At 40.6% G+C, this 25,237-nt stretch carries 22 protein-coding genes; 13 read left to right on the top strand and 9 right to left on the bottom strand.

Annotated features, from left to right (window positions below; translation table 11 throughout):
- Positions 1–86: 86 nt before the first annotated feature.
- The 6 genes from HCG49_RS15785 to HCG49_RS15760 all read left to right on the top strand — a co-directional run bounded on the left by HCG49_RS15785 (position 87) and on the right by HCG49_RS15760 (position 8,211).
- Positions 87–1,826: a hypothetical protein gene (locus HCG49_RS15785; RefSeq protein ID WP_168470492.1), complete on the top strand. Its 1,740-nt coding sequence runs from the start codon at positions 87–89 to the stop codon at positions 1,824–1,826.
- Between the two features lie 136 nt (positions 1,827–1,962).
- A complete protein-coding gene (gene ffh, locus HCG49_RS15780) occupies positions 1,963–3,300 on the top strand; it encodes a signal recognition particle protein (RefSeq protein ID WP_168470491.1) in 1,338 nt (445 codons plus the stop codon).
- 56 nt (positions 3,301–3,356) lie between these two features.
- A complete protein-coding gene (locus HCG49_RS15775) occupies positions 3,357–4,241 on the top strand; it encodes a bifunctional 5,10-methylenetetrahydrofolate dehydrogenase/5,10-methenyltetrahydrofolate cyclohydrolase (RefSeq protein WP_072763959.1) in 885 nt (294 codons plus the stop codon).
- Between the two features lie 443 nt (positions 4,242–4,684).
- On the top strand, positions 4,685–5,872 hold the full coding sequence (gene fabV, locus HCG49_RS15770; RefSeq protein ID WP_168470490.1) for an enoyl-ACP reductase FabV: 1,188 nt from the start codon (positions 4,685–4,687) through the stop codon (positions 5,870–5,872).
- 512 nt (positions 5,873–6,384) lie between these two features.
- Positions 6,385–7,356 (top strand): aldo/keto reductase, encoded by a 972-nt coding sequence (locus tag HCG49_RS15765; protein ID WP_168470489.1) that lies wholly within the window; start codon positions 6,385–6,387, stop codon positions 7,354–7,356.
- An 18-nt stretch (positions 7,357–7,374) separates the two neighbouring features.
- Entirely contained in the window at positions 7,375–8,211 is an 837-nt protein-coding gene (locus HCG49_RS15760; RefSeq protein ID WP_168470488.1) for a sugar phosphate isomerase/epimerase family protein, read from the top strand.
- 24 nt (positions 8,212–8,235) lie between these two features.
- Here HCG49_RS15760 and HCG49_RS15755 read toward each other — a convergent pair whose 3' ends face one another.
- From HCG49_RS15755 to HCG49_RS15735, 5 genes are all read right to left on the bottom strand, one after another.
- Positions 8,236–8,661, bottom strand: a complete 426-nt coding sequence (locus tag HCG49_RS15755) for a VOC family protein (RefSeq protein ID WP_168470487.1) — start codon at positions 8,659–8,661, stop codon at positions 8,236–8,238.
- Between the two features lie 117 nt (positions 8,662–8,778).
- Positions 8,779–9,618 (bottom strand): alpha/beta fold hydrolase, encoded by an 840-nt coding sequence (locus HCG49_RS15750; protein ID WP_168470486.1) that lies wholly within the window; start codon positions 9,616–9,618, stop codon positions 8,779–8,781.
- 42 nt (positions 9,619–9,660) lie between these two features.
- Entirely contained in the window at positions 9,661–10,209 is a 549-nt protein-coding gene (locus tag HCG49_RS15745) for a hypothetical protein (RefSeq protein WP_168470485.1), read from the bottom strand.
- Between the two features lie 66 nt (positions 10,210–10,275).
- Positions 10,276–11,781: a helicase HerA-like domain-containing protein gene (locus HCG49_RS15740; RefSeq protein WP_168470484.1), complete on the bottom strand. Its 1,506-nt coding sequence runs from the start codon at positions 11,779–11,781 to the stop codon at positions 10,276–10,278.
- Between the two features lie 207 nt (positions 11,782–11,988).
- Entirely contained in the window at positions 11,989–14,361 is a 2,373-nt protein-coding gene (locus tag HCG49_RS15735; protein WP_168470483.1) for a S9 family peptidase, read from the bottom strand.
- A gap of 325 nt (positions 14,362–14,686) precedes the next feature.
- Between HCG49_RS15735 and HCG49_RS15730 the strand changes: the two genes are divergently transcribed.
- A complete protein-coding gene (locus HCG49_RS15730; RefSeq protein WP_168470482.1) occupies positions 14,687–15,319 on the top strand; it encodes a 7-carboxy-7-deazaguanine synthase QueE in 633 nt (210 codons plus the stop codon).
- A gap of 507 nt (positions 15,320–15,826) precedes the next feature.
- Here the strand turns inward: HCG49_RS15730 and HCG49_RS15725 are convergent.
- Both HCG49_RS15725 and HCG49_RS15720 read right to left on the bottom strand, forming a co-directional pair.
- Entirely contained in the window at positions 15,827–16,609 is a 783-nt protein-coding gene (locus HCG49_RS15725) for a hypothetical protein (protein ID WP_168470481.1), read from the bottom strand.
- Between the two features lie 95 nt (positions 16,610–16,704).
- Entirely contained in the window at positions 16,705–17,421 is a 717-nt protein-coding gene (locus HCG49_RS15720) for a class I SAM-dependent methyltransferase (RefSeq protein WP_168470480.1), read from the bottom strand.
- 63 nt (positions 17,422–17,484) lie between these two features.
- Between HCG49_RS15720 and HCG49_RS15715 the strand changes: the two genes are divergently transcribed.
- Both HCG49_RS15715 and HCG49_RS15710 read left to right on the top strand, forming a co-directional pair.
- Positions 17,485–17,979, top strand: coding sequence for a YkgJ family cysteine cluster protein (locus tag HCG49_RS15715; RefSeq protein ID WP_168470479.1), 495 nt, complete (start codon positions 17,485–17,487; stop codon positions 17,977–17,979).
- A 126-nt stretch (positions 17,980–18,105) separates the two neighbouring features.
- Positions 18,106–18,957, top strand: a complete 852-nt coding sequence (locus HCG49_RS15710) for a sterol desaturase family protein (protein ID WP_168470478.1) — start codon at positions 18,106–18,108, stop codon at positions 18,955–18,957.
- Here HCG49_RS15710 and HCG49_RS15705 read toward each other — a convergent pair.
- Positions 18,948–20,195 carry an exo-beta-N-acetylmuramidase NamZ domain-containing protein gene (locus tag HCG49_RS15705; RefSeq protein ID WP_168470477.1) on the bottom strand — a complete coding sequence of 416 codons (1,248 nt, stop codon included), beginning with the start codon at positions 20,193–20,195 and terminating at the stop codon, positions 18,948–18,950. The genes HCG49_RS15710 and HCG49_RS15705 overlap by 10 nt on opposite strands.
- Before the next feature lie 3 nt (positions 20,196–20,198).
- Here HCG49_RS15705 and HCG49_RS15700 point away from each other — a divergent pair, with 3 nt between their 5' ends.
- The 4 genes from HCG49_RS15700 to HCG49_RS15685 all read left to right on the top strand — a co-directional run bounded on the left by HCG49_RS15700 (position 20,199) and on the right by HCG49_RS15685 (position 24,084).
- Complete coding sequence (locus HCG49_RS15700; RefSeq protein ID WP_168470476.1) at positions 20,199–21,440, top strand: ABC transporter permease; 1,242 nt, start codon at positions 20,199–20,201, stop codon at positions 21,438–21,440.
- 177 nt (positions 21,441–21,617) lie between these two features.
- The gene (locus HCG49_RS15695; protein WP_168470475.1) at positions 21,618–22,598 is read left to right on the top strand and encodes a PLP-dependent cysteine synthase family protein; all 981 of its coding nucleotides are present in this window, start codon (positions 21,618–21,620) and stop codon (positions 22,596–22,598) included.
- Between the two features lie 62 nt (positions 22,599–22,660).
- Positions 22,661–23,449 carry an aldose 1-epimerase gene (locus HCG49_RS15690; RefSeq protein ID WP_168470474.1) on the top strand — a complete coding sequence of 263 codons (789 nt, stop codon included), beginning with the start codon at positions 22,661–22,663 and terminating at the stop codon, positions 23,447–23,449.
- Between the two features lie 2 nt (positions 23,450–23,451).
- Positions 23,452–24,084, top strand: coding sequence for a Crp/Fnr family transcriptional regulator (locus tag HCG49_RS15685; protein WP_168470473.1), 633 nt, complete (start codon positions 23,452–23,454; stop codon positions 24,082–24,084).
- A 119-nt stretch (positions 24,085–24,203) separates the two neighbouring features.
- On the opposite strand, the gene HCG49_RS15680 is transcribed toward HCG49_RS15685, so the two are convergent.
- Positions 24,204–25,082, bottom strand: coding sequence for a DUF1080 domain-containing protein (locus HCG49_RS15680; protein WP_168470472.1), 879 nt, complete (start codon positions 25,080–25,082; stop codon positions 24,204–24,206).
- Positions 25,083–25,237: the final 155 nt, after the last annotated feature.

Below are 25,237 nucleotides of genomic sequence, written 5' to 3'. Positions count from 1 at the left end.
TATTTTAAAAATAAACATAATATTGGGTAGGGTTTATTTTTAGTGAGTTGTTTTAGCTATATAGAAACAATAAAATTCAAATCGTTATGAAAAAGCTGATGTCATTTTTAGTCTACTCGGGCTTGCTTTTGTTGGGACTGAGTCTTAATTCTTGTCAAGAAGAGTTTGATGATACCCCGCAAGGAGAAAATCAAGAAGCAATTTTGGCAACTTCCAATACCGCCAAATTAATTCAAAAAGTCTCCTCAAAGGATGGTTCCTATGATAATATAGTTGATAAGGCAAGTTGTTTTTCCCTTAATTTCCCCTATGTGGTGAATGTTAATGGGTTGGACATTAAAATAGATGCCAAGGCCGATTTAAAATTGATCGAGAGAGTCTTGGACGAACTAGAAGACGATAACGATATTTTGGAAATTGTGTTTCCGGTAACTATTACTATGGCAGATTATAGCGAAATAACGATCAACAATCAGCAAGAACTAAGAGAACAAGCAAGTAAATGTATCGAAGGCGGAGACGATGATGATATTGAATGTATAGACTTTTCATACCCGCTAACAGTGTATTCTTTTAATATAAACCTTCAAAAAACCAATTCGGTAACCGTACAAAATGATCTGCAATTAAGACGGTTTTTTAAAGGGTTGAATGACAATTCCATGATTAGTTTCGATTTTCCATTGGCTTTAACCCTGTACGATGGTACTGAAATAAATGTTGCTAACAATGCAGAACTTGCCGATGCGATAGAAATGGCGAAAGATGCATGTGATGAGGATGATGATGACGATTATAACGATGACGATTTTTCTCAAGAAGAATTAGAAGAATACCTGGTAAAATGTCCATGGCTGATCAAAGAAATTAAAAGAGATGGTCAATACCAAACAGATCAGTACTTTGAGTATGTAATGAACTTTAAACAAGATGGTAGTGTAGTAGTGAAAGATAGGCTAGGCAATAGTTTAGCGGGAACATGGACCACCAGGGTAGGTAATCATAGAGTTTTATTAAAGCTCGAGTTTGACGTGCTGACAGATTTTACCTTAGAATGGTTGGTATACGATTTGGAGGATGGAAAAATAAAACTGTTCTCTGGGGAAGGGAATAAGATTGTTATGAGGAATGCCTGTGATATTATAGACAACAAGCCCGATACCCTTAGAGAAGTATTGAAGGAATGTAGTTGGATCATCAGGAAGGTGAAAAAGGATGGTGAAGAAATAGATAGACTTTTAGGGTACGAGTTTAAATTTATGGCCGAAGGGATCGTTTCTTTAAGCAATGGTACCAACACATCCGAAGGCACTTGGGCTATTACTTCCAATGCACAAGGACGCTTAATCATGGACATAACTATGGGGCAAGAGCCCGGCGTAAATTTTTCCTGGCCGTTGTCTGACCTTAGGGACAAGCGATTGAAATTTGAGGTAGGCGATTTTGAACTCATCTTGGAAAGGAATTGTAATAACGATGAGGATGACGACGACGTGATGGAAATTCGCGATATTCTAAAGGTCGGGAGTTGGATGGTAGCCCAGTATAAGGACGATGGGGAAGATAAAACGGCTGCCTATGCAAACTTTGGATTTTCCTTTGCCGCCAATGCTTTGATAAGAACAACCAATAGTGGGGTTTCAGGGGTAAGTGGCTTATGGCGAGTGATTAGAAATAGCGAGGGAGAATTAAAATGTTACCTTAATTTTGGATTAGATGCTTCCTTGAGGGTATTGTCAGAACGATGGAGCATTAAAGCGATAAGTAGCACAAGAATTGAGTTAGAAAATGATTCTGATGAGGTTTTAGTCTTCGAAAAAGAATAAAATTTCCCCCCAAATTCCATGAAAAGGGCAATTTCTTATAGAAGTTGCCCTTTTTGCATTTATATTTTCGACCTCAAAGTTCACACTTCCCGTACTTATTCTTAAATTTGCACATTCCTGATAATAAAGTAAGACTATGTTCGATAATTTAAGTGAAAAGTTAGATAAGGCACTACATGTTCTAAAAGGGCATGGGCAAATCACCGAAATAAATGTGGCCGAAACCTTGAAAGAGGTTCGTAGGGCATTATTAGATGCGGATGTTAACTTTAAAATAGCCAAGGAGTTTACCAATACGGTAAAGGAGAAAGCTTTAGGGCAAGACGTACTTACCTCGTTGCAGCCGGGCCAATTAATGGTAAAACTGGTCAAGGACGAGCTTACCCAATTAATGGGTGGTGATGTCGAAGGCATCAATCTATCAGGGGCGCCTTCTATAATCTTAATGTCGGGTCTTCAAGGTTCTGGTAAAACTACCTTCTCGGGAAAGTTGGCCAATTTCCTTCAAACTAAAAAATCTAAAAAAGCCTTATTGGTAGCTTGTGATGTCTATCGTCCTGCAGCAATCGATCAGTTGCATGTGGTAGGGGAGCAAATAGGAGTAGAGGTTTTCTCGGATAGGGGAAATACCGATCCGGTAGCCATTGCCAAGGCAGGTATTGCCCATGCAAAAGCCAATGGTTTTAATGTGGTGATCATAGATACCGCGGGTCGTTTGGCCGTGGATGAACAAATGATGAACGAGATTGCCAATATCCATAAGGCAATCGAGCCGCAAGAAACCTTGTTCGTAGTAGATTCTATGACTGGGCAAGATGCCGTAAATACAGCAAAAGCCTTTAACGATGTCCTTAACTTTGATGGGGTTATCCTAACAAAATTAGATGGGGATACCCGTGGTGGAGCAGCGATATCTATTAAATCAGTGGTTAATAAACCGATAAAATTTATCGGTACCGGTGAAAAAATGGATGCCATCGACGTGTTTTACCCTTCGCGTATGGCCGATCGTATTTTGGGGATGGGAGATGTTGTTTCTTTGGTAGAACGTGCCCAAGAGCAGTTCGATGAAGAAGAAGCCCGTAAAATACAAAAGAAGATTGCCAAAAATAAATTTGGTTTTGATGACTTCCTAAGTCAGATTCAGCAGATTAAAAAAATGGGTAGTCTTAAAGATCTTATGGGGATGATTCCCGGTGCAGGAAAAGCACTAAAAGGCTTGGATATCGAAGATGATGCTTTTAAACATATAGAAGCCATTATCTATTCCATGACCCCAGATGAAAGGGCCACACCAACAAAATTAAATGCTAGTAGAAAAAAACGTATTGCCAAAGGTAGCGGTAGAACCATTCAGGAAATCAACCAATTGCTAAAACAATTCGACCAAATGAGCAAGATGATGAAAATGATGCAAGGCGGTGGCGGCAAAAAAATGATGCAGATGATGGGGGCAATGAAAGGGATGAAATAAACCTTTGCAACAATTATTAAGTAGGGAGTATATTAGGGAATAGAATATAGATAGAAATGGAATTACTAGACGGTAAAAAAGTATCAAATCAGATTAAAACGGAAATTGCCGCTGAGGTGGCTAAAATGCGCGACCGTGGCGAAAAAGTACCGCATTTGGCTGCTGTTATAGTCGGAAGCGACGGAGCTAGCCTTACCTATGTGGGGAGTAAAGTAAGATCTTGCCAGCAAATAGGCTTCGAATCTACCTTGGTGCAATTGCCAAGTACCACTTCCGAACAGGAATTGTTGAAAAAGATCGAAGAGCTGAACCAAGATGCTGATATCGATGGTTTTATCGTGCAATTGCCATTGCCAGAGCAAATTAACGAACAACGCGTTCTTTTGGCCATAGATCCTGATAAGGATGTAGACGGATTTCACCCTACCAATTTTGGTAAAATGGCCCTGGATATGAGTACTTTTATCCCAGCAACGCCATTCGGGATTTTGGAATTGTTAGAACGTTATAAAGTAGAAACTCAAGGTAAACACACCGTCGTAATTGGTAGAAGCCATATCGTAGGTAGACCTATGAGTATCCTAATGGGAAGAAAAGGATGGCCAGGAAACTCTACGGTAACCTTAACCCATAGCCATACAAAAAATATCACCCAGATCATATCACAAGCAGATATCGTGATCTCTGCCTTGGGAGTGCCAAACTTTTTAAAGGCAGAAATGGTGAAAGACGGCGCTGTAATTATCGATGTTGGTATTACCCGTGTTCCAGATGAAACTAAAGAAAAAGGATATTATATTACTGGAGATGTCGATTTTGAAAACGTCAGTAAAAAAGCCTCTTTTATAACTCCGGTACCAGGTGGAGTAGGGCCAATGACCATTGCCATGCTCTTAAAAAATACTTTGTTGGCAAGAGAACGTCACAGAAGTAAAAAATAAAAACGAAAGCCCCGTTTTAAATGGGGCTTTTTTTATGCCTAATTCTAAAGGGCGCCCTAAGGTAAAAATTAGAAAACAACGGTGTTGGTGTCTGCTAAAAGAGGAGAAGGCAACCATAACAAGATTACTTTTCGGTTTTGTCCCACCGTTGAATCTTAGAAAAATACCATTGGATTAGAAGCATATTGAAGAGGAATTAGAAAGATAAAATAAAGAAGTACCATCCCTAAAAGCAAAGTTTTTTTTAAAGAACTTTGTTCTTATATGAGCTGGTATATAGAGGTTTGTAAGTAGTTTTCTTTATTTAATATGACGCAATTTTAGCAGCAGTCACTTTCTCTTTTAAATCTTTTATATATCTTCGATATTTGGTAGCAAAAAATATAATAGGTACTTGTAGCAACTCCTAGGATGGTACAGGGCCAAAAACAGAAAATTACAAGATGATAATAGAGCCTAGAACACGTGGATTTATTTGTTTAACCTCTCATCCTAAAGGGTGTGAGCAGAATGTAATCAATCAAATTGACTATATAAAATCTAAAGGAGCCATAGACGGTCCTAAAAAAGTGTTGGTTATTGGCGCTTCTACCGGATTTGGTTTGGCCTCAAGGATAACAAGCGCTTTTGGAGCCAATGCGTCAACAATTGGTGTGTATTTTGAAAAACCACCATCAGAAGGTAGACCAGCGTCTCCAGGATGGTACAACACAGCCGCTTTTGAAACACAAGCCCATAAAGAAGGCCTATATGCTAAAAGTATCAACGGCGATGCTTTTTCAAATGAGATTAAAAGACAGACCCTAGACTTAATAAAAGAAGATTTAGGACAGGTAGATTTGGTGATCTACAGCTTGGCCTCTCCGGTAAGAACACATCCAGATACAGGGGTGAAGTATAAATCGGTATTAAAGCCTATAGGCGATACTTTTCAAAATAAAACAGTCGATTTCCATACAGGTAAAGTAACAGAGGTTAGTATAGCTCCTGCAGAAGGCGATGATATTGAGAATACCGTGGCCGTAATGGGCGGTGAAGATTGGAAAATGTGGATCGATGCCTTAAAAGCAGAAGGCCTGTTGGCGCCAGATTTCAATACGGTAGCCTATTCTTATATAGGGCCATCATTGACGGAAGCTGTCTATAGAAAAGGTACCATTGGTCGTGCCAAGGACCATTTAGAAGCTACGGCATTCGATATCACCGATACCCTTAAGGACCTTAACGGTAAGGCGTATGTTTCTGTAAACAAGGCCTTGGTTACCCAGGCAAGTTCTGCCATTCCTGTGATTCCTTTGTATATTTCATTGCTGTATAAGGTGATGAAGGAAATGGATATTCATGAAGGTTGTATAGAGCAGATCCAACGTTTGTTCAGCGATCGTTTATACGCAGATACTATTCCTACCGATGAGCAGGGAAGAATCCGTATTGACGATTGGGAAATGCGCGATGATGTGCAGGCCAGAGTTGCCGAATTATGGAAAGAGGCAACTACTGAAACTTTGCCAGAGATAGGCGATTTAAAAGGCTACGATACTGATTTCTTTAATTTATTCGGCTTTAAAGTGCCTGGTGTAGATTATGACGCAGATGTCAACGAAGTAGTGGCCATCCCTGGATTGCAATAAAAACAGCTTATAGGCGTTTTTGTTTATAAGCCCGTCCGTAGTGACAATATTTTAAAAGCTCCCTTTTGGGGGCTTTTTCTGCTTTATGGCATAGGACGTTTAGGGGTGTAGTACCTAGGTCCACCCCATTCAAAATGTTTATTTCTTCAATCGTACTATTTTGGGCGTTCCCTCCTAGGTCGGGCGGGCACTTGGCTATATCCCTTGCTGCGCTGCGGGGATGCCGCCGCGGTCCCTAACGCGGAATAACGACAGAACGGAGCAGCCGAACAATGGATTAATAAGATGATTGCAAAGGATCATGGCGAAAATTGGTCTCAAAAATGAGTCAATGCATCACTATAAATTTTTCTAATCCCAATGGCCCCTGGTTGGCGCTATAAATACTTCAGCAGCCAATAGAAACTAAAGATTATTTCCTAAATTTAAAAACTGAGGTTCCAAAGGCATCATAGCCTTCGGAATTCTTATAACAACAGAAGGATCACCATAAAAAACCACTGTAAATAAAGATGGAGCAAAGAATATTTGGAAGAACCCAATGGAAGGTTGGAGAGATAGGATATGGAATGTGGGGCATGGGGGGCTGGAAGGAATCAGACGACCTATTGTCGGGGAAGGCCTTGGATTTGGCAGTAGAAAATGGCGTGAATTTTTTTGATACGGCATGGGCATATGGGCATGGTCATAGTGAAAAGCTATTAGGGGACTTGCTAAAAAGGTATCCTCACAAAAAAATATATGCCGCCAGTAAAATTCCGGCAAAAAACTTTCAATGGCCCGCAAAACCCGAATATCGTTTTGAGGACTCTTATCCTACCTTGCATATAAAGGAATACACAGAAAAGACCCTCAAGAACTTGGGGGTAGAACAAATAGATCTTATGCAATTTCACACTTGGGACGACAGTTGGTCGGATAGGGAAGAGTGGCAAAGGGCCATAGAAGACCTAAAGGCAGCTGGTAAAATAGCGGCCATGGGGCTTAGTGTAAACCGATGGGAACCAGAAAATGGGATCAAGGCGTTAAAAACCGGACACTTCGATGCCGTTCAGGTGATATACAATATTTTTGATCAGGCGCCAGAAGATACCCTTTTTCCCTTGTGCGAAGCCTTGGATATTGCCATAATTGCCCGTGTTCCGTTCGATGAAGGTACCTTGACAGGAGCAATCACCAAAGAAACTACTTTTGCAGAAGGAGATTGGCGAGGGAGTTATTTTGTCCCCGAAAATTTATTCGCCAGTGCCGAGAAAGCCGATTTGCTGAGGCCCCTAGTACCAGAAGGGATGACGATGGCAGAAATGGCCCTTAGGTTTATAACCATGAATACATCGGTGAGTACCATTATTCCAGGGATGCGGAAACAACGCAATGTTTTAATGAACACGGCATTGAGCGATGGAAAGGGATTGCCTGCAGAACTGTATCGGGAATTAAAAGGACATAGATGGGATAGGGTTCCTACCTCTTGGTCCCAATAACATATAAAATAACAACCAATGACCACACGAAAAGATTTTTTAATCCAAACGGGCCTGCTGGCGGCAGGTACCGTTTTATTGCCTTCTTTTACCATGTTGCCCAACAACCAAGAAAAAAACTTAGGGGTACAATTGTATACCTTTAGAAATGAAATGGCCGCCGATGCCGTTGGAACGCTCAAAAAAATAGCGGCCTTAGGGATTAAACAGATAGAAACGGCCTTGAGCCAAAACGGACGCTATTACGGCCTACAGCCCAAAGAAATGAAGAAAGTCTGTGAAGACTTGGGGATGACCCTACGAAGCGGCCACGTCGCCTTGGACGATCAATGGCAGCAATCCATGGACGAGGCAGCGGAATCTGGACAAGAATACTTGCTTTGTTCTTCCCTGCCCTTTAAAGGCCAAACTATTTCCAATTATAAAAGAGTGGCAGAAGCTTTTAACAAGGCAGGGGAAGAGTGTAAAAAACGCAACCTGAAATTTGGGTACCACAATCACGACTACGAATTTGATACCCATAAGGGCAAGGTCTTGTTCGACGTACTGCTAGATAATACGCAGCCCGATTTGGTGTATATGGAATTAGATCTAGGTTGGGTCGTGGTAGCCGGTAAAGATCCGATAGATTATTTTGAAAGATACGAAGGCCGCTTTCCGTTATGGCACCTTAAGGATATGGATATGACCAAAAAAGAAAGTACCGAATTTGGAAAGGGTGGCTTGGATATCCCTAAAATGTTACGCCATAAAAAAGCTTCGGGTTTACAATATATATTTATAGAACAAGAAGAATACAGTAGTACTCCTTTTGAAAGTATGGCCCATAATATGGCATATATGAATAATATGTAAGGATAATAATAAAGAGAAGGGCGGTTATTTTGCAAATAACTGTCCCATATCTTTAAAGGCCTTGAATTCGAGGGCATTTCCTGCCGGATCCAAGAAGAACATGGTCGCCTGTTCGCCAACCTCTCCTTTAAAGCGTATGTAAGGGGCTATTACAAATACTACCCCTTTATTTTTTAGCGATTGGGAAAAAGTTTCAAAAGTATCCCATGGCAATACGACACCGTAATGAGGAACCGGCACCTCCTTGCCATCGACAGGATTGGCATGTAAGGGGTGGTCTTCACTTTTGGGCTTATAATGAATGACCAGTTGATGGCCAAACAAATTAAAATCTACCCAATGATCACTGCTCCTGCCTTCTTCACAATTAAGAACATCTCTATAAAAACGACGGCACTCTGCCAGGTTATGAACAGGTATCGCTATATGAAAAGGAGTTAAAGCAGCCATAGAAAAGGTGTTTTTTAAGGGTTCATTAGAAAATCAAAATAGGGCTCCAAAAGATGCCGTATGGAGATTAAAAATACTTTATTTTTTCAAAATTATCCCTCTTTGAACAGTAAAAGTCTAGGCTTTTAAAAAATCCAAGATCTGTTGGTTTACATGCTCTTGGTGAAGCGAATGTCCTAAGCCCGTAGTTTTGATCAGGGTGCTGTTTTTCCAACTTTTATGAAGTCGTTCCGAAGCGCTGAAAGGTGCAATGGTATCGAGCTCATCATGTATGATCAATCCGGGTTTGGTAAAGGTAGCCGCGTATTTAGAAGTAGAAAAATCGTGGATCCTAATATTAAAATGGTCAAAGAAATAGTTGTCCAGCCCCGTGAGAACCTTGTCGTTAAACTGCAATAGGTTTTGGTAGTGCTCCATCAGCTCGGAGAGTTCCGCCGGGGCACCCAGGGATACTATTTTTTCAATGGACGAGTGTGGGTGTAGGTATTGGTTGTATATGGTGGTGAGTCCGCCCATAGAATGACCGATCATATACGATGGATTAAAAAGGTCTATCAATTGCTGGGCGCTCTTGGAATAAGTGAGCACATTCATTTTGTTGCCTTCCGAATACCCATGGCCAGGGGCATCAAAGGCAATAATGTTGTAATTTTTTTCCTGGAGTTTTTCAATGAGCAAGCGCCACCGAAAGGCATTGCTCTCCCAACCGTGCAATAATAAGACGGTCTCCTTGGAGCCTTGCCAGTGGTAGGTTTGTACTGCTAGCTCGTTTACATATATTTTGTTGCTTAGCGCCCGATTTAAAAAATCGGCCTGACTGGGCAATACCCTCCCTTTTCTGGGGGTGCTAAATAAATCGAACGCCTTTTGGGCCGCTGTTTTCTCCGAAAATTGAGCGAGTACATTAAAGTAGCCCCCGTATGCGAGCGGTAATAATTTATTGATATAACGTTTCATCTTGAGTCCTTACAATACACCTTGTAATTGGATGGGAAACGATTATTCCCATCCAACCATGATATACTTTATTTTGGCATTGTCTGGAATTTGGACTGCTTCGATACTAGTATTGCTGTACTGTAAATTGGCAGGAAGTTCCTTTTTTTCTATGGTAAAATAGGCGTCAGAATCCTTTAGGAAAACGATAATATTATTCATAGAAGTCACAATTTTTTTAATCTCGTGCTTGTCCCTAATATCCTTAAAAGTACTGTTGAGGCCTACGCCTTTTTCGGTTTTAAAACGCGGGTCAAAAATACGGACAATATCGACCTTTTGAATACTATCGGTAGTGGGGGTAATAGAGAGTAAATGCTTGCCTCCCTTTTCAAAGACTTGAATTTTTTGGGTGCGTACCCCAATATTGGTAAAAACGGTATCCTTAACTATAGAATCCGAAGCGTAAATATTGTCAAATTCGTCTACAATACTGAATTTGTTGAGCCTGCCTACATGGTCTTTGGCAATTAAAAATTTATCCTTATCAGAATTACATTGAATAAATAATAAGGAAGCCAAAACCAAAGAGAAGCTTATAATTTTTGTCATTTGTTAAGTAGGTAAAATTGTTATACTGTTGGTTGTTTTATTTCTATTGCGGGCTAAAGTAATAAATTACCGCATCACTTTTTTTAATACGCCCAATACACCTCTAATAAATGTGGCACTGGTCAGCACTTTAATAACCGGATTTTGTCTGGTACTGGTTCTTCTGCTGGTAGTTTTGCGACTTGGGCTGTCTTTTTCCCTTTCGGCCATTTTTTCGGCCCTATCTATTTTTTCGTTCAAGATTTCATAGGCACTTTCACGATCTATAGTTTCATTGTATTTAGAAACTAGTTTAGAGCCGCCTATAACAGCTTTCAGTTCTTGCTCGGTTAATACATCCATACGGCTCATAGGAGCTCTTAGCATGGTTGCTGCCAAGGGTGTGGGCCTTCCTTTCTCGTCCAAGGCCGAAATTAGGGCCTCCCCGATACCTAAGGATGTTAATACCTCCTTGGTATCGTAGTATTCGGAAATAGGGTAGTTTTCGGCGGTCAATTTTATGGCTTTTCGGTCTTTGGCCGTAAAAGCCCTTAAGGCATGCTGTACCTTTAATCCTAATTGCGATAGTACGGCATCTGGAACATCGGTGGGGTTCTGAGTCACAAAATATAGGCCAATGCCTTTAGAGCGTATTAGTTTTACAATACTCTCTATTTGGTCTAATAATGCTTTGGAAGCTTCTTTAAAAATTAAATGGGCCTCATCTATAAAGAGCACTAACTCTGGCCTGTCACTATCTCCCTGTTCCGGAAAAGTAGCATAGATTTCTGCCAACAAGCTTAGCATAAAGGTAGAGAATAGTTTGGGCCTGTCTTGTATGTCGGTTAGCCGAAGAATGTTGATATAGCCCATGCCTTTTTCGTCGATACGGGTTAAATCTTCTACATCAAACGACTTTTCGCCAAAGAAGAGTTCGGCGCCTTGCTGTTCCAATTCTATAATTTTTCTAAGAATTGTACCGGTAGAACTGGTAGAAATACGGCCGTAACTATCGGTAAATTCTTTTTTGCCCTCTCCGGTAGCGTATTGCAGTACCTTTTTAAAATCTTTTAAATCTAACAAAGGAAAATGGTTGTCGTCGCAATATTTAAAAACGACCGCTACAATGCCTTCTTGGGTAACCGAAAGATTTAATATTCGCGATAGCAATATCGGACCAAATTCAGATACCGTAGCTCGTAGTTTTACACCTTCTTGTTCCGAAAGCGAGAGTATTTCTACTGGAAAACTTTTAGCGGTAAAAGGCAATCCAATTTTGGCATGGCGCTCCTCAATTTTGGCGTGTCCAGGACTCGGTTGTGCCAAGCCGCTGAGGTCGCCTTTTAAATCCATCAATAAAACAGGAATCCCCTTCTCGGATAAATTTTCGGCAATTACCTGTAGGGTTTTGGTTTTACCCGTACCAGTAGCTCCTGCAATAAGTCCATGTCTGTTTAGGGTTTTTAAAGGGATCTTTACAAAGGCATTGGTGATGGTTTCCTCATTTAATATTGCCGACCCCATGGTAATAAAGTCGCCTTTGGTGCTGTATCCTTCTTCTATATGCTGTATGAATTGGTCTTTAGTATCCATTGAGATCTATATTTAGTATAAAAATAGACTAATATTATTCAAAGTAAAACAGATCTGCATGGTAATCCGCCTTAAATTCATTTTTTCGAAAAATTCATGAATCTTGGTCACACTTCTTTTACGGCCACCGTATTTACAGCAGATGCGAACATCAGCGCAGCGATGGTGGCCGTAAAACAAGCCTTAGGGAACATGCTGTAATAGCCTTTAATCCTTTAGCAGACTTTGTTGGAATAGTTTATAGATACGGGTATATTCATCCGTCCAGCTACTAGGTTCAACAAAACCATGTCTTTCTACTGGGTAGAGGGCCATTTCCCAATTATGTTTTTCTAGTTCTATCAATCGCTGGGAGAGCCTTACCATATCCTGAAAATGAACATTGTCATCTACCATTCCGTGTAAGATCAATAGATCGCCTTTTAGTCCGTCTGCGAAATAAATGGGAGAGCTCCTTTTAAACGCTAAGCTATCGGTAGCCGGGGTGTTTAATATACGTGCGGTATAGCCATGGTTATACGCCGCCCAGTCTCCTACAGATCTTATCGCCGCACCTGCTTTAAAGGTGTCAGGGGCCGTAAACATACCCATCAGGGTGATGAATCCTCCATAAGAACCTCCGTAAATACCTACTTTCTCTTGGTCGATCCCTAGATTATTTACTAAATACTGGGCCCCGTCAACATGGTCAGAAAGGTCCTTTCCGCCCATATGTCTGTAGATCCCGGTACGCCAATCCCTACCATAACCGGCACTGCCGCGGTAATCGATATCTAAAACGGTATACCCGTTATCTACCAATAGGTTATGGAACATAAATTCCCTAAAATACGAGCTCCACCATTTATGGGCGTTTTGTAAATACCCGGCCCCGTGGACAAAAATAACGGCGGCATTGTTTTTTACCTCGGCTTTGGGACGGTATAAACGGGCATGGACATTGGCGCCATCCTGGGCCTTAAAAGTAATTACTTCGGGGTCTCTCCAATCGTAAGCCTTAAATTCTTCGGTCGTAGAAAAGGTGAGCTGTTTGGCAGATTCCCTAGTATCGTTCCCAATAGGATTGGGCTGTAGATAAAGCTCTGTAGGTTTATTAGAATATGAATACAAAATAGCCATGTTGCGTTCGTCCGGAGATAGTAACACCTCATTGTTCCCCGTCATTTGGGTCAGTTGGGTAAATTTCCCTCCTCCTATAGGCATGGTGTAAAACTGACGGTCGCCAGGGTGATTTTTATTGGCAGTAAAATACCAACGAGTACCGTCTTTTGAAATCTCGGGATTGTATATTTCAAAATTTCCGGAGGTAAGGGCCTTGGCCTTTTTAGATGTAATATCCATAACATACAGATGGGAGTAGCCTGTTTTCTCGGACTGGAAATAGATAGTTTTATTATCTGGCAACCAGCCTAGTTCTCCACCGCCGTATCCGCCGATGCCAGGGCCTGCAATCCATGCTTCATCGTGCTGGTGGTCTAAGTTTTTAACCGTGCCGTCTGAAGCATTTAAAAGTACTATCCATCGATCCTTATAATCGTTGGTGTTAATATCTAAAACACCATGTTTACCATCTTGGCTCCAAACCGGGCCGCTGATATAGCCAATGCGATTTTTGTTTTCATAAGGTTTGTCCGGATACTCCTTGGTGTATTCCGGTACATAATCCAATCCTTTAAGATTGTCGAGCACCACCGGATATACTTTTCTGTTGGCAATATCGTAGACAAACATTTCATATTCGCTAGGCACATCACCAACCTTGGACCTTGTGTTCTGATCTTCTGTATAGCCCGATTCGGTCACGAAATGGGGAACAATAGTACCTTTTGATTCCTTTGGGCGTTTTATAGTTAAATAAGTGATGTATTTTCCATCTGGACTTATTTTTAGATTGCTTATCGATTTCCCTTCCGGGTCTATAGATAAAGGGGCTTTTGCCTCATAGCGCTTGTTTAGTTTTTCGGCTTCGTCTTTTTTGGCCTTACGGCTGCGAAGTACATCAAATAACGCTAATTGGTCATTGTATAACCATTCATCCTTAGTGCTTTTCTTTTTTTCAGTATCCTTTGCCTTAAATTTGGTAAGCTGTGCGGTGGTACCCTTGGCAATGTCCCAAGTATAAATATTAGTGTCTTTTATATAGGCTACTTTGGAACCATGATCGGTAAAATGTGGGTTGCCCTCATACGCCTCCGTATCGGTAATTTGTGTAATGGCATTGGTGGAAAGGTTGACTATAAAAATATCGCCGCCTTTGGAATATAGTTTTAAGGTATTGTCCTTGTTAAAAACTCCCCTAGCGCTGGGCAAGGCGTATTCCGTTTCAAAATCCGTTTTTTCAATTCGGGATTGCTTTAGATTATAACCATAAAGGGAGTCGCTGAAAGCTTTTTCGGGGTTCCATTTAAAGTATAGGGTTTCGCCATCCAAAGACCATTGTGGACTAGAAGGAAGCTGTCCTACAAAATCGTCTCCTTGCATAATTTCTTTAATCGTTAAGGGAGATTTATTTTCTTCCTGGGCAAAACAGGACGCAAGATTAAATAAAAGAATGCTGCTTAGGAGCCAAAGGTTTCTCATGATAGTTTTTTATTAAATTGAAATGGTTTTAAGGTGTAATTCCACTCGTCTGTACAGAAGATAAGGAACAGGGTAAATATCCAAAAACTTGGGTGATCCTACAAGATTGGTGTCTTTTTATTGAAGTGGGGGGATTATAATAGGGAAGAGGGGATTATTTTTAGTATAGAAAGTAGGTGGGCTACTGCCATTGTTCTTTATAAAATATGTCCGTTTTATAGGGGTTTTCCAAGGCTAAGCCTACATTAGGATCTAGGTAAAAGCACTAAAAATATCTTTTTTCTAATTACTAGTGGTGCAGCGGTCTATTTTCTATCTTTGCAGCATGGTAAAAGATGAAATTTTAGGATTGGTAGACAAAGGACTTATGCTTCCTCTTATGGAAGAGTTCTATACCATCCAAGGCGAAGGATTCCACAAAGGAACGGCCGCGTATTTTATTCGTGTAGGAGGTTGTGATGTAGGATGCCATTGGTGTGATGTAAAGGAAAGCTGGAATGCAGAAACGCATCCCCCAACGGGAATAGAACATATCGTAAACAATGCCGCCAAATACTCGGATACCATTGTAATTACCGGGGGCGAACCATTGACCTGGGATATGGGGCCTTTGACAGCGGCCTTAAAAGAGAGAAATCTAAAAACACATATAGAAACCTCCGGGGCTTATCCGCTTTCTGGGCAATGGGACTGGATCTGTCTTTCCCCTAAAAAAAATAAGCTGCCAGAAGGCATTATCTATGATAAGGCACACGAACTAAAAATGATCGTGTATAATAAGCACGACTTTATTTTTGCCGAAGAACAGGCAGCAAAAACGAATAAAGATTGCATTCTATACCTTCAGCCAGAATGGAGCGTAAAGGATAAGGTTACACCTTGGATTGTTGATTATGTGATGAAAAATCCAAAATGGAAAGTGTCCTTACAGACCCATAAATATTTGAATATCCCTTAACGGACTTTAAAGGTATCAGTAAAAAAAACTAGCGGGGCCAAGCCCCGCTAGTTTTTTTTTGATTCGTTTTTATAAGGATCAGTGGAATGGTATTGTTGTTTGCGACTACTATTTTTGTTCTATTAGATCTGATTAAATAAGGATCAGTATCGGTTGTAGAGAATGTATTCTATTCTTGACACCTGCTATCAAATGGCATCCATACGGCAGGGTGCATTTTGATAATAGCTGTTTCTAAAGGTGACTGTCCCATCCTATTCCTGCTTTTACTACTGGTTATAACAGTAGATGCTGTCATGGTTCCGCGTTAGGGATGGCGGCGGCATCCCCGCAGCAAAGCAAGGGATATAGCCAAGAGCCCGCCCGACGTAGGAGGGAACGCCCAACATAAAATTCAAAAGGCGAAAAGAATTCACAATAGAGAGATTGCAGCCTATGCGGACATGCCCCAACGAGAAAGGATACTGAAGGAGGGTTTCGTGATTTTTTGATCGTGGCCGTTAAATATTACTTGCCGCCGTTCGCTTTTAAATCTCTTAGACATTCTGCTCCAAAATCTGGAATAGCACCGTTTTTCGCGGCCAACATTTTTCGCATCCCACTACCAAATTGAAGCTCGGCACGCATTAAACACCCATCAACATTGCAATGGCTATCGGCTTCCGGATCTGTATGATCGTTAACAGACGGACTCCCTAAATCTACCAAACCAAATAAATGGCCGGCCTCATGATGGAGCGTGGCCGTTTCTACAGTGGTATTCGATAAAAGGATGCTTTTGCTGGCGATATTACGGATGGTAGCTTCGTAAATGACCATGGAGGTATTTCTATAAACGGCTCCCAAGGTCACCAAATCTTCTTCTGGTTTGTCGGCGCTCGATGGGGCGTCCGAAAAATAGATATATAAGGACAGGGTGTCGTCGTCATTATAAAAGCTCCTGTGCTCCTTTTCCAAATCGACTATCTCCTGAATGCTGAGACTGTCCTTGCCCGAAGAAGGCAATTCCTTAAACACAAAATCTATCTTATCCTTATTGATGCGTTCTCCTAAAAAAGCCGTAAAATTACTGATGGTTTCTTGGGTAGGGTTAAAGCCTTTTACATACCCAATTTCAATAAGCAGATTTTTGAATTTCTCGCTCGAAAGAAAGTCACGGGCAGAATCTCCCGCGTTCTTTAGGTTTGCGGTCCGAGTTATCTGTACTTCTTGGGTTTCGTTAACCGTATCTTTAGAGCAGGCTAGGAAGAAAACAAAACTTAAGAGCAGTACCAAGGAGAATCTTTTCATGGGTGTTTTTTTTGGGGAGTATCCCTATTTTGAATTTTATAAGCTGCAATTACTGTGCTAAACTTGTATAAGGTAAGACGTTTATGCAATATTTCCTATTCCTTTATCAGGGTAAGTTTTGCCAAATAGTCGTAATGTTCGCCTTCGTATACCAGTTCACAGTTTAAATTATTGGCATTTGCGGCCCGTTGTAAGGTGTTGTAATCTATGTACAACCATGGGAGGGAATCGCTTTTTTCACCTTTGTATTCCATCACAAAATCTACTTCGCCATAGTATTTGGTATTGTCCGGAATCCAATAGCCACCATCTTCGTCTTCTTCAAACATATAAATGATATCGCTAGAATCTAACAATAGCTGTCCGTTTGGTTTTAGGAGGGTCTTTAAATGGGTAAAAAGGGCATCGATATTCTGTAACTTGCCCACAATCCCTATACCGTTCATCAGCATTAATAAGGTATCGAATTTTTGGTCCTTATAGGCATAAATATCGCTACATACGGTTTGTGTAATGCCTCTCTTGATGCAGGTTTCAATAGCGCCTTTAGAGTGGTCCAGGGCGGTTACCTGAAGTCCATTTTTTTGTAGGTAAAGGCTATGGCTCCCCGCTCCGCATCCGATATCCAAGACAGAGCCTTTGCATAACTTTAGGGCCTTTTGCTCTACAGGGGGCATTTTTTTGTAATCCCTAAATAAGTAGGGCAGGGGTATCGTATCTTCTTCTTCCAACGAAGAATAGGTTATAATATCCTCGGAATAATTACCCGCTTGGTAATCTGCTATGGCCTTGCCAAAAATATCCTTCTCCATTTAAATTTGTATTTTACATGCAAATGTGAGACTTTTAGCGAACTTTTAAAAGTTTATTGCAGAATGGATGAGGTAATTAGGGAGCTGCCCAAGCGCGCTCAGGAAAAGCAAACAGAAAACAAAAAGTATTTTACCAAGCTTAAAAAGAAGCCGCCAAAGAACTTGGATTATCTGATGCAGGAGCTTCACGAGGCTGAGTTTGAAAAAACCGATTGCTTAAAATGTGCCAATTGCTGTAAAACTACAGGCCCCTTGTTTACCAATATAGATGTAGAAAGGATAGCCAAACACTTTAAGCTTAAACCGCAAAAATTCATCGATCAATACCTGCGTATCGATGAGGACAACGATTATGTGCTGCAGAGTGTGCCCTGTACTTTTTTAGGAGCCGATAATTATTGCTCCATTTATGAGGTACGTCCAAAAGCTTGCCGTGAGTTTCCTCATACCGATCGTAAAAAGTTTCAGCAAATTAGTAACCTCACCATGAAAAACGTGGCCATTTGCCCTGCTGCCTTTAATATAGTAGAGGCCATGAAAAAAAAGCTCCCTATGTAAGGCGATCCCTGCTAGACTAAGGGTGCCTTAACGATGTGGCCATGTAAAAAATAGAGCGCGGGGGAATAAGGAAGAATTAGTACCTTTAATAGTGATCGGGGATATCTCCGAAAACTAAAATCGTTTATGGAGGCTTTTTATAATTATTTTGAAACCATCCCCTCGGCCCATAGGAGTCTTATTTTAGTGTCTGGGATCGTGTTTTTTTGGATCCTGGAATATGTAATTCCTTTGTTTAGGCTTAAGTACCAAAAATTTAAGCACGCGGGGATCAATATATTTTTTACTATTACGACCATTCTCGTAAATTTCCCCTTGGCTTTTTTGTTGTTAAAAACCAGTGATTGGACCCTTGCCAATAATTTTGGGGTATTACAATGGTTGTCTCCAATGCCGCTATGGGCGAAAGTGCTGCTCGGAGTATTGCTCTTAGATTTAATCAGCGCTTGGTTGGCTCATTGGGTAGCACATAAAGTGAAAGTGTTATGGGGCTTTCATATCATTCACCATACCGATCACCAAGTAGATACTACAACGGCCAATAGGCATCACCCCGGAGAAAGTGTGCTGCGTTTTGCCTTTACCTGCTTGGGAACTTTTGTGGTTGGGGCTCCGGTGGCCATTATTATGATCTACCAGGCCTTGTCGGTGGTTTTTTCTCAGTTTAACCATGCCAATATTTCGCTGCCGAAGAAAATTGATACCGTATTGAGTTGGATTATCGTGTCTCCAAACATGCACAAAGTTCACCATCACTATAAATTGCCGTATACAGATAGTAATTACGGGAATATTTTTTCGCTCTGGGATAGGCTCTTCGGAACATTTTTAAAACTTCCTAGCGACAAAATTATTTACGGGGTAGATACCTACCCTAATGAAAAGGAGAATTCTAATATTTCGAGCTTGTTGAGAATTCCCCTTAAGAAATATATTTCGCACCAGGAGGAAGAAGTGACTTCTTCCAATCAATCATAGATTACATATTTGGCCCTAATTTTTTTAAAGGCTTCGATGTCTTTTTGCCATGTTGCTTTTATTTCCTTTTCCGATAATCCGGCCTCAATTTGTTTTTGTAAAACGGCAGTTCCGGCATGTTTGGTAAATCCGCTGGTATTAAAAAATAGACTCTTGTCCTTGGTGTTTTTATAGGCGTCCAACAAGTAACTGAGGTCTACCTTATTTAATTTAGGGGTTTTGGACAAGTCTTTTCCGTAGCATAGCTTGCCGTTTTCCTTAGGGTCTTTTGATCCAAAATTAGGCTTGGGAGTATAGGTAAAATCGTATTTGCTTTTATCTAAAAATGAGGCGCCATACCGTTGAAATTGAAACTCCGTTCCCCTACCGGCATTAATATTGGTCCCTTCAAAGAATCCTAAACTAGGATATAGATAAATAGACGTATTGTTAGGCAAGTTTGGTGAAGGCCTTATAGGAAGTTCATAGTCTTTGTTATGGTCGTAGTTTTCCATGGTCACCACGGTAAGATCGGCTTTTAATTGTTGGTCCAACCAGCCTTCTTCATTGATCATGTTGGCATATTCGCCAATGGTCATACCGTACACTAGGGGAATATTGGTCATTCCTAAAAAGCCTTGGTGTTCAGTTTCCATGCTTGGGCCATCTACATAATGTGCATTTGGATTAGGACGGTCTAAAACAATTACCGGAATATTATTTTCTGCACAGGCTTCCATAACCAGTTGCATGGTGGCGATATAGGTATAAAAACGTACGCCTACGTCCTGTATATCGAACAAGACTACTTCTATGTCCTTTAATTGGGCCTTCGTAGGCTTGCGGTTTTTTCCGTAGAGGGATATCAATGGCAATCCGGTTTTTTCGTCCTTCCCATCGGTGACTTTTTCACCGGCATCGGCTTCGCCACGGAATCCGTGTTCTGGGGCAAAAACCTGCTTGATGGTTATCCCGGAAGCCAAAAGCGAATCCACGATATGGGTATATGGACTAGCGGGGGTGTTTTTAAAGATCACACTGGTTTGGTTGGCGACCACCGCCACCTTCTTTCCCTTTAATAAAGGAAGGTAGCGATCGGTACGGTTAGCCCCTACAAGAATAGGACTTTCTACCATAGCATCTTCTTGGGAAACTATGGTAGTCTGGCTTTTTTTGTCGCCTTTGCTTGGGTTTCCACAATAAGAAAGTGCAATAAACAATAATAAAACTGTATTTTTGAAAACGGATAAAATAGCCATAAATTGAATTTAGAATTTTTTATTGCCAAGCGTCTGGTTAGAGGCAAAGAGCATAAAGTTAGTATATCTGCACCAATAATAAAAATAGCCATTGCAGCGATTTCTATAGGCGTCATAATGATGTTGATCGCCATAGCAACGGGCGTTGGGCTAAAGCATAAAATACGCGAAAAAATAGCGGCATTTAATGGGCATATCCAGATCTATAATTACGATAACAATACTTCCGATGTCTCTGTGGTACCAGTATCCATAGAACAAGAATTTTATCCGGAATTTAAATCGGTCAGTGGTATTAACCATATACAGGCCGTAGCGAGTAAAGGAGGGATCATACGTACCGAAGATACCTTCGAAGGGATCATCGCAAAAGGGGTTGGAAAAGATTATAACTGGAAGGTCTTTGAAGAGTTTTTGGTCGATGGGGTGTTGCCCGATTATACAGAGGCTCTCAACGATGAGGTGCTTATTTCCCGGATTTTGGCAAACCGCCTGCATTTAAAAACCGGGGATTCATTTTTTTCGTTTTTTATTAAGGAAGACCAGCCGTCAAAAATGCCCAATCAGCGGAAGTTTACCATCGTTGGTATCTATGATAGTGGTTTTGAGGAGTTCGATAGCTCTTATATTTTTATAGACCTGCGACATATACAGCGCATGAATAAATGGGCCGAGAACGAAGTGGGGAATTTTGAGATATTCTTGGATGATTTTGATGATATTGATGAAAAAGGAAAAGAAATTTACGGGAAAACACTTTCGGACCTAGATACCCAAACCATCAAAGACAAATATTATAGGATCTTTGAATGGATAGGCCTATTCGATTTTAATATCGCCCTTATTATTGGAATCATGATTATCGTGGGAGGTATTAATATGATTACCGCCCTTTTAGTGCTTATCTTGGAACGTACCCAAATGATAGGGGTGCTAAAAGCCTTGGGAGCTTCGAACTGGAGTGTCCGTAAAATATTTTTATATAATGCCACCTACCTGATAGGGATAGGACTGCTGATCGGAAATGTTATCGGGCTGGGGATTATTGGAATCCAAAACAAATTTAGATTGTTTAAATTCCCAAACCCCGAAGAATATTATATCGATTATATTCCTGTGCATACAGACCTATGGACCGTATTGGGGCTCAATGTTGGCGTGTTGTTGCTTTGCTTGTTAATGTTATTGGTGCCTTCTTATATCATAACAAAAATTTCGCCCGTGAAGGCCATTAAGTTTGAGTAGATCGCTTTAGTTGTAAGAATTAACAACTAGAAACGTTTGGCAAAATTATCTTAACTTAAGGGGTGGGACTACCCATGACAAAAAGTAGACATAACCGATGGCTCCAAGGAAGGGACGAAGCCGTTTTTTAGGCGCTGCCGCTATTTTTGAATACCGAAACTATTATCTTTGAAGCCTATGAAATATTTTAAAAATATTCTAGAAACCATAGGAAATACGCCCTTAGTACAGTTAAACAAACTTACTGCGGAACTGCCGTGTTTGGTATTGGCCAAGTACGAGACATTTAATCCGGGCAATTCGGTAAAAGACAGGATTGCCGTGCAAATGATAGCAGATGCTGAAAAAGAAGGACTCTTAAAACCGGGAGGAACCATCATAGAAAGTACTTCGGGAAATACAGGAATGGGATTGGCCCTAGTAGCGGTTGTAAAAGGGTACAAAATGATCTGCGTGATCAGTGATAAACAGTCCAAGGAAAAGGTAGATATGCTTAAGGCTGTGGGGAGTGAAGTACATGTTTGCCCTACCAATGTAGCGCCAGAAGATCCAAGAAGTTATTATGCAACAGGCAAGAGGTTGGCTCAGGAAACCCCCAACTCTTGGTATGTAAATCAATACGATAATCCTGGTAATTTTAAAGCCCATTACCAGACCACCGGACCCGAAATTTGGGAACAGACCGAAGGGAAAATCACCCATTTTGTAGCTGGCGTCGGAACAGGGGGGACCATCTCCGGGGTAGGGACCTTTCTAAAAGAAAAGAACCCAAATATTAAAGTATGGGGAATTGATACCTATGGGTCGGTATTTAAGAAATATCACGAAACCGGAATTTTTGATGAAGATGAAATCTATCCGTATATCACTGAAGGGATAGGAGAAGATATGTTGCCAAAAAATGTGCACTTCGATATTATAGACGGCTTTACAAAAGTAACCGATAAAGATGCTGCCGTTTATACCCAACGCTTGGCCAAAGAAGAAGCTATGTTTTTGGGAAATTCGGCAGGAGCAGCCATAAAAGGCTTGTTACAGCTAAAAGAACATTTTACAAAAGACGATGTGGTCGTGGTTTTGTTTCATGACCATGGAAGCCGCTATGTGGGTAAAATGTACAACGACCAATGGATGAGAGAAAAAGGGTTTATAGAATAAATATAGACCAGCATTCATTATAAAAGCCAGAAGACAAAGAACACTTAATAAATAATAAAATAATGATAAGCTTAAAAGGGTTGAACCAAACCGTAAGGATTGATGCAGGGGAGTTAGTAGGCTACACCGTAGATGGCCATGAATACATTCATCAAAAAGGAAGCCCAGGGTGGCGAAGTTCGGATACGGAAATGTTCCCAATTATAGGCCCTACCAATGAGGCCGATTTTAAAGTAAGTACTCCTAAGGGAGCAGCAGTACAAGATCAACACGGTTTGTTACGTGAATTACAGTATGAGCTGGTTTCACAAACGGAAGAAAAAGCAGTTTGGGAAAAAACCTATGTTGCCAATACCCAGGTGCAGAATTCTAAATATCCTGCAAAATCTACAGCGGAATTATTGGCATGGCCTTATAATTTCAGGTTTCAAAAAACTTATGAAATAACGGAAGAAGGACTGAAAATTACTTTTGCCATCTCGGGAGATCAAGAGATGCCATTTATGTTAGGATACCACCCGGCCTTTAAATTGCATACCGAGACCCCTAGCGTACGTGTAAAGGACAGAACTATAGATTTACCCGAAATATTGGCAGTTGGCAATAGAGCATTGGCCGTCTTAGATACCGAAGAAGTGACCTTGTCCGATGCCGAAGAACTCCACATAAAAACAGAAGGGTTCGGAAATTTTATGCTCTGGACAGAGGTGCCCAATATGCTTTGTATAGAACCTATTAGTTTTTATCCCTATGCGGCATCACATGATAACCTGCATACCGGATTTCAGACTTTGACAGAAAAAGAAAAGTTGTTTTCCGTATATCTTCAACCAAACAAATTAAAGAAATAAGTATGAAAGAGGCCTTGGAAGATCACTATGGGTATCTTTTTGAACCTGAATTGTTGGAAGAAATAAAAGCTGTCGGTCTCTATAAAAAAGTGAATCAAGGCGAAGTGGTAATGGCTATAGGCGACACCGTTACCAATATGCCCTTATTATTGAAAGGTGCTATAAAAATATTACGGGAAGACGAAGGAGGCGATGAGCTGTTGCTGTATTTTATAGAGAGGGGAGATACCTGCGCCATGACCTTTTCTTGCTGCTTGGGAAGAAATAGGAGTGAGATAAGGGCGGTGGCAGAAACCAAGGCCGAAATATTGATGATACCAGTACAGTATATGGAACACTGGATGGGGAAATATAAAAGCTGGCAAAAATTTATTTTGGATAGTTACCAAGCGCGAATGAAAGAGCTTTTGGAAACCATAGATACCCTTGCCTTTTTAAAAATGGACGAGCGTCTATTAAAACACCTGCAGGACAAAGCAAAAGTAACCCAAGACGACTTAATATATGCGACCCATCAGGAGATTGCCTATGACCTTAATACTTCTAGGGTAGTGGTGTCTCGCCTTTTAAAGAAAATGGAAAATGAAGGGAAAATTAAGTTGTTCAGAAACCAAATAAAGGTTTTGCTTTTATAGGGCTATTTGGAATGCATTACAGCGGCTAGTTGCATTGTAGAAACTATTGAAATAGGATTTTATGACAAGGGAGATGTCCAAAGAAGGACATCTCCCTTTTTAATACTATATAACTTTTATTATTTGTAGATACAGGCTTCCGGGTCCGATTTTATATAATCCTTACGGAAGTTGGTCGCTTTAGGATCCATACATCCTTTTAGGTTTTTAATTTTTACCATTCTAAAATCTATAGGTTGTCCTTCAGATTGCAAGGCAATAAATCCTTCTTTTAATAATTTACCATCAATTTTAACGGCTGGGTCATACCCGTTGGCAACGCCACCACCAATTTGTGGTTGGGTATACTCCAATACCTTTTCTCCATTAATGATATGGGTCACCAAAGAATCGCCCAAAACAATCGCTTCGGCACGTACCCACTGATCGCCGTAATAGGTTTTTGAAGTAGAATTAATACAATGTCTAGGATCTATTTTACCGTCATAAACGACATCGGTTCCTGGCGAGCACATATTTCCTGTAGGTCTTGGAGAACCTTCTTCTAGTCCGGCTAAAAACTGCATTTCTACAGAAATAGGCCAGTCTTGTTCTTTGAGCATGGTTCTTGGGTCTTGAGAATGAAACATTACCCCGCTATTTTTTATGGTATAACCCGGTGCTCCGGGGTGTAACTCTCCAACAAACCTATATTCTATCACCAAATGGTAATACGAATAAGGAGTGTTATAATATAAATGCCCATATCGTTCGTTAAAATCGCCTTCGTACTTGTCGTATCGAACTTTTATAATACTATCTTCTACCCTAAAGGTGTCGCCGTAATTATCGCCTACTTCATAATGGTGAATTTTGGTGGTCCAATCGTTTATATCCTTCCCGTTAAACATATTTACCCAATCTTGGTTTTGCTCTTGGGCAACCGGTTTAAGGGTGGTACATTGGCATAGGGTAAAAAGGCAGGCAATGTAAAATGCCATAGAAAGAAGCTTCTTCATAGTGGTCTTTAATAAATTTATAGGTTGAATAAAAACAAGCTTACAAGGTATAGTTTTTTAGCATAATTTCTATGTTTTTTAAACAAGCTTTGTGTTAAGGATGTGACAATTATCTGGGGATAGTGGTTTTGCTTTAAGGATTAAATGCTAATTTT

Origin of the sequence: Arenibacter sp. 6A1 (genome assembly GCF_012272855.1) — a bacterium.
In the GTDB taxonomy this organism is placed as follows: Bacteria; Bacteroidota; Bacteroidia; order Flavobacteriales; family Flavobacteriaceae; genus Arenibacter.
This window is presented reverse-complemented; position numbering and strand designations above follow the sequence as displayed.

Coding starts and splice junctions, on each gene's coding strand:
- ffh (WP_168470491.1), top strand. CDS start 1,963: ATGTTCGATAATTTAAGTGAAAAGTTAGATAAGGCACTACATGTTCTA.
- HCG49_RS15690 (WP_168470474.1), top strand. CDS start 22,661: ATGATAAGCTTAAAAGGGTTGAACCAAACCGTAAGGATTGATGCAGGG.
- HCG49_RS15725 (WP_168470481.1), bottom strand. CDS start 16,609: ATGAAAAGATTCTCCTTGGTACTGCTCTTAAGTTTTGTTTTCTTCCTA.
- fabV (WP_168470490.1), top strand. CDS start 4,685: ATGATAATAGAGCCTAGAACACGTGGATTTATTTGTTTAACCTCTCAT.
- HCG49_RS15785 (WP_168470492.1), top strand. CDS start 87: ATGAAAAAGCTGATGTCATTTTTAGTCTACTCGGGCTTGCTTTTGTTG.
- HCG49_RS15715 (WP_168470479.1), top strand. CDS start 17,485: ATGGATGAGGTAATTAGGGAGCTGCCCAAGCGCGCTCAGGAAAAGCAA.
- HCG49_RS15735 (WP_168470483.1), bottom strand. CDS start 14,361: ATGAGAAACCTTTGGCTCCTAAGCAGCATTCTTTTATTTAATCTTGCG.
- HCG49_RS15680 (WP_168470472.1), bottom strand. CDS start 25,082: ATGAAGAAGCTTCTTTCTATGGCATTTTACATTGCCTGCCTTTTTACC.
- HCG49_RS15775 (WP_072763959.1), top strand. CDS start 3,357: ATGGAATTACTAGACGGTAAAAAAGTATCAAATCAGATTAAAACGGAA.
- HCG49_RS15730 (WP_168470482.1), top strand. CDS start 14,687: ATGGTAAAAGATGAAATTTTAGGATTGGTAGACAAAGGACTTATGCTT.
- HCG49_RS15720 (WP_168470480.1), bottom strand. CDS start 17,421: ATGGAGAAGGATATTTTTGGCAAGGCCATAGCAGATTACCAAGCGGGT.
- HCG49_RS15695 (WP_168470475.1), top strand. CDS start 21,618: ATGAAATATTTTAAAAATATTCTAGAAACCATAGGAAATACGCCCTTA.
- HCG49_RS15750 (WP_168470486.1), bottom strand. CDS start 9,618: ATGAAACGTTATATCAATAAATTATTACCGCTCGCATACGGGGGCTAC.
- HCG49_RS15755 (WP_168470487.1), bottom strand. CDS start 8,661: ATGGCTGCTTTAACTCCTTTTCATATAGCGATACCTGTTCATAACCTG.
- HCG49_RS15760 (WP_168470488.1), top strand. CDS start 7,375: ATGACCACACGAAAAGATTTTTTAATCCAAACGGGCCTGCTGGCGGCA.
- HCG49_RS15765 (WP_168470489.1), top strand. CDS start 6,385: ATGGAGCAAAGAATATTTGGAAGAACCCAATGGAAGGTTGGAGAGATA.
- HCG49_RS15685 (WP_168470473.1), top strand. CDS start 23,452: ATGAAAGAGGCCTTGGAAGATCACTATGGGTATCTTTTTGAACCTGAA.
- HCG49_RS15705 (WP_168470477.1), bottom strand. CDS start 20,195: ATGGCTATTTTATCCGTTTTCAAAAATACAGTTTTATTATTGTTTATT.
- HCG49_RS15745 (WP_168470485.1), bottom strand. CDS start 10,209: ATGACAAAAATTATAAGCTTCTCTTTGGTTTTGGCTTCCTTATTATTT.
- HCG49_RS15710 (WP_168470478.1), top strand. CDS start 18,106: ATGGAGGCTTTTTATAATTATTTTGAAACCATCCCCTCGGCCCATAGG.
- HCG49_RS15740 (WP_168470484.1), bottom strand. CDS start 11,781: ATGGATACTAAAGACCAATTCATACAGCATATAGAAGAAGGATACAGC.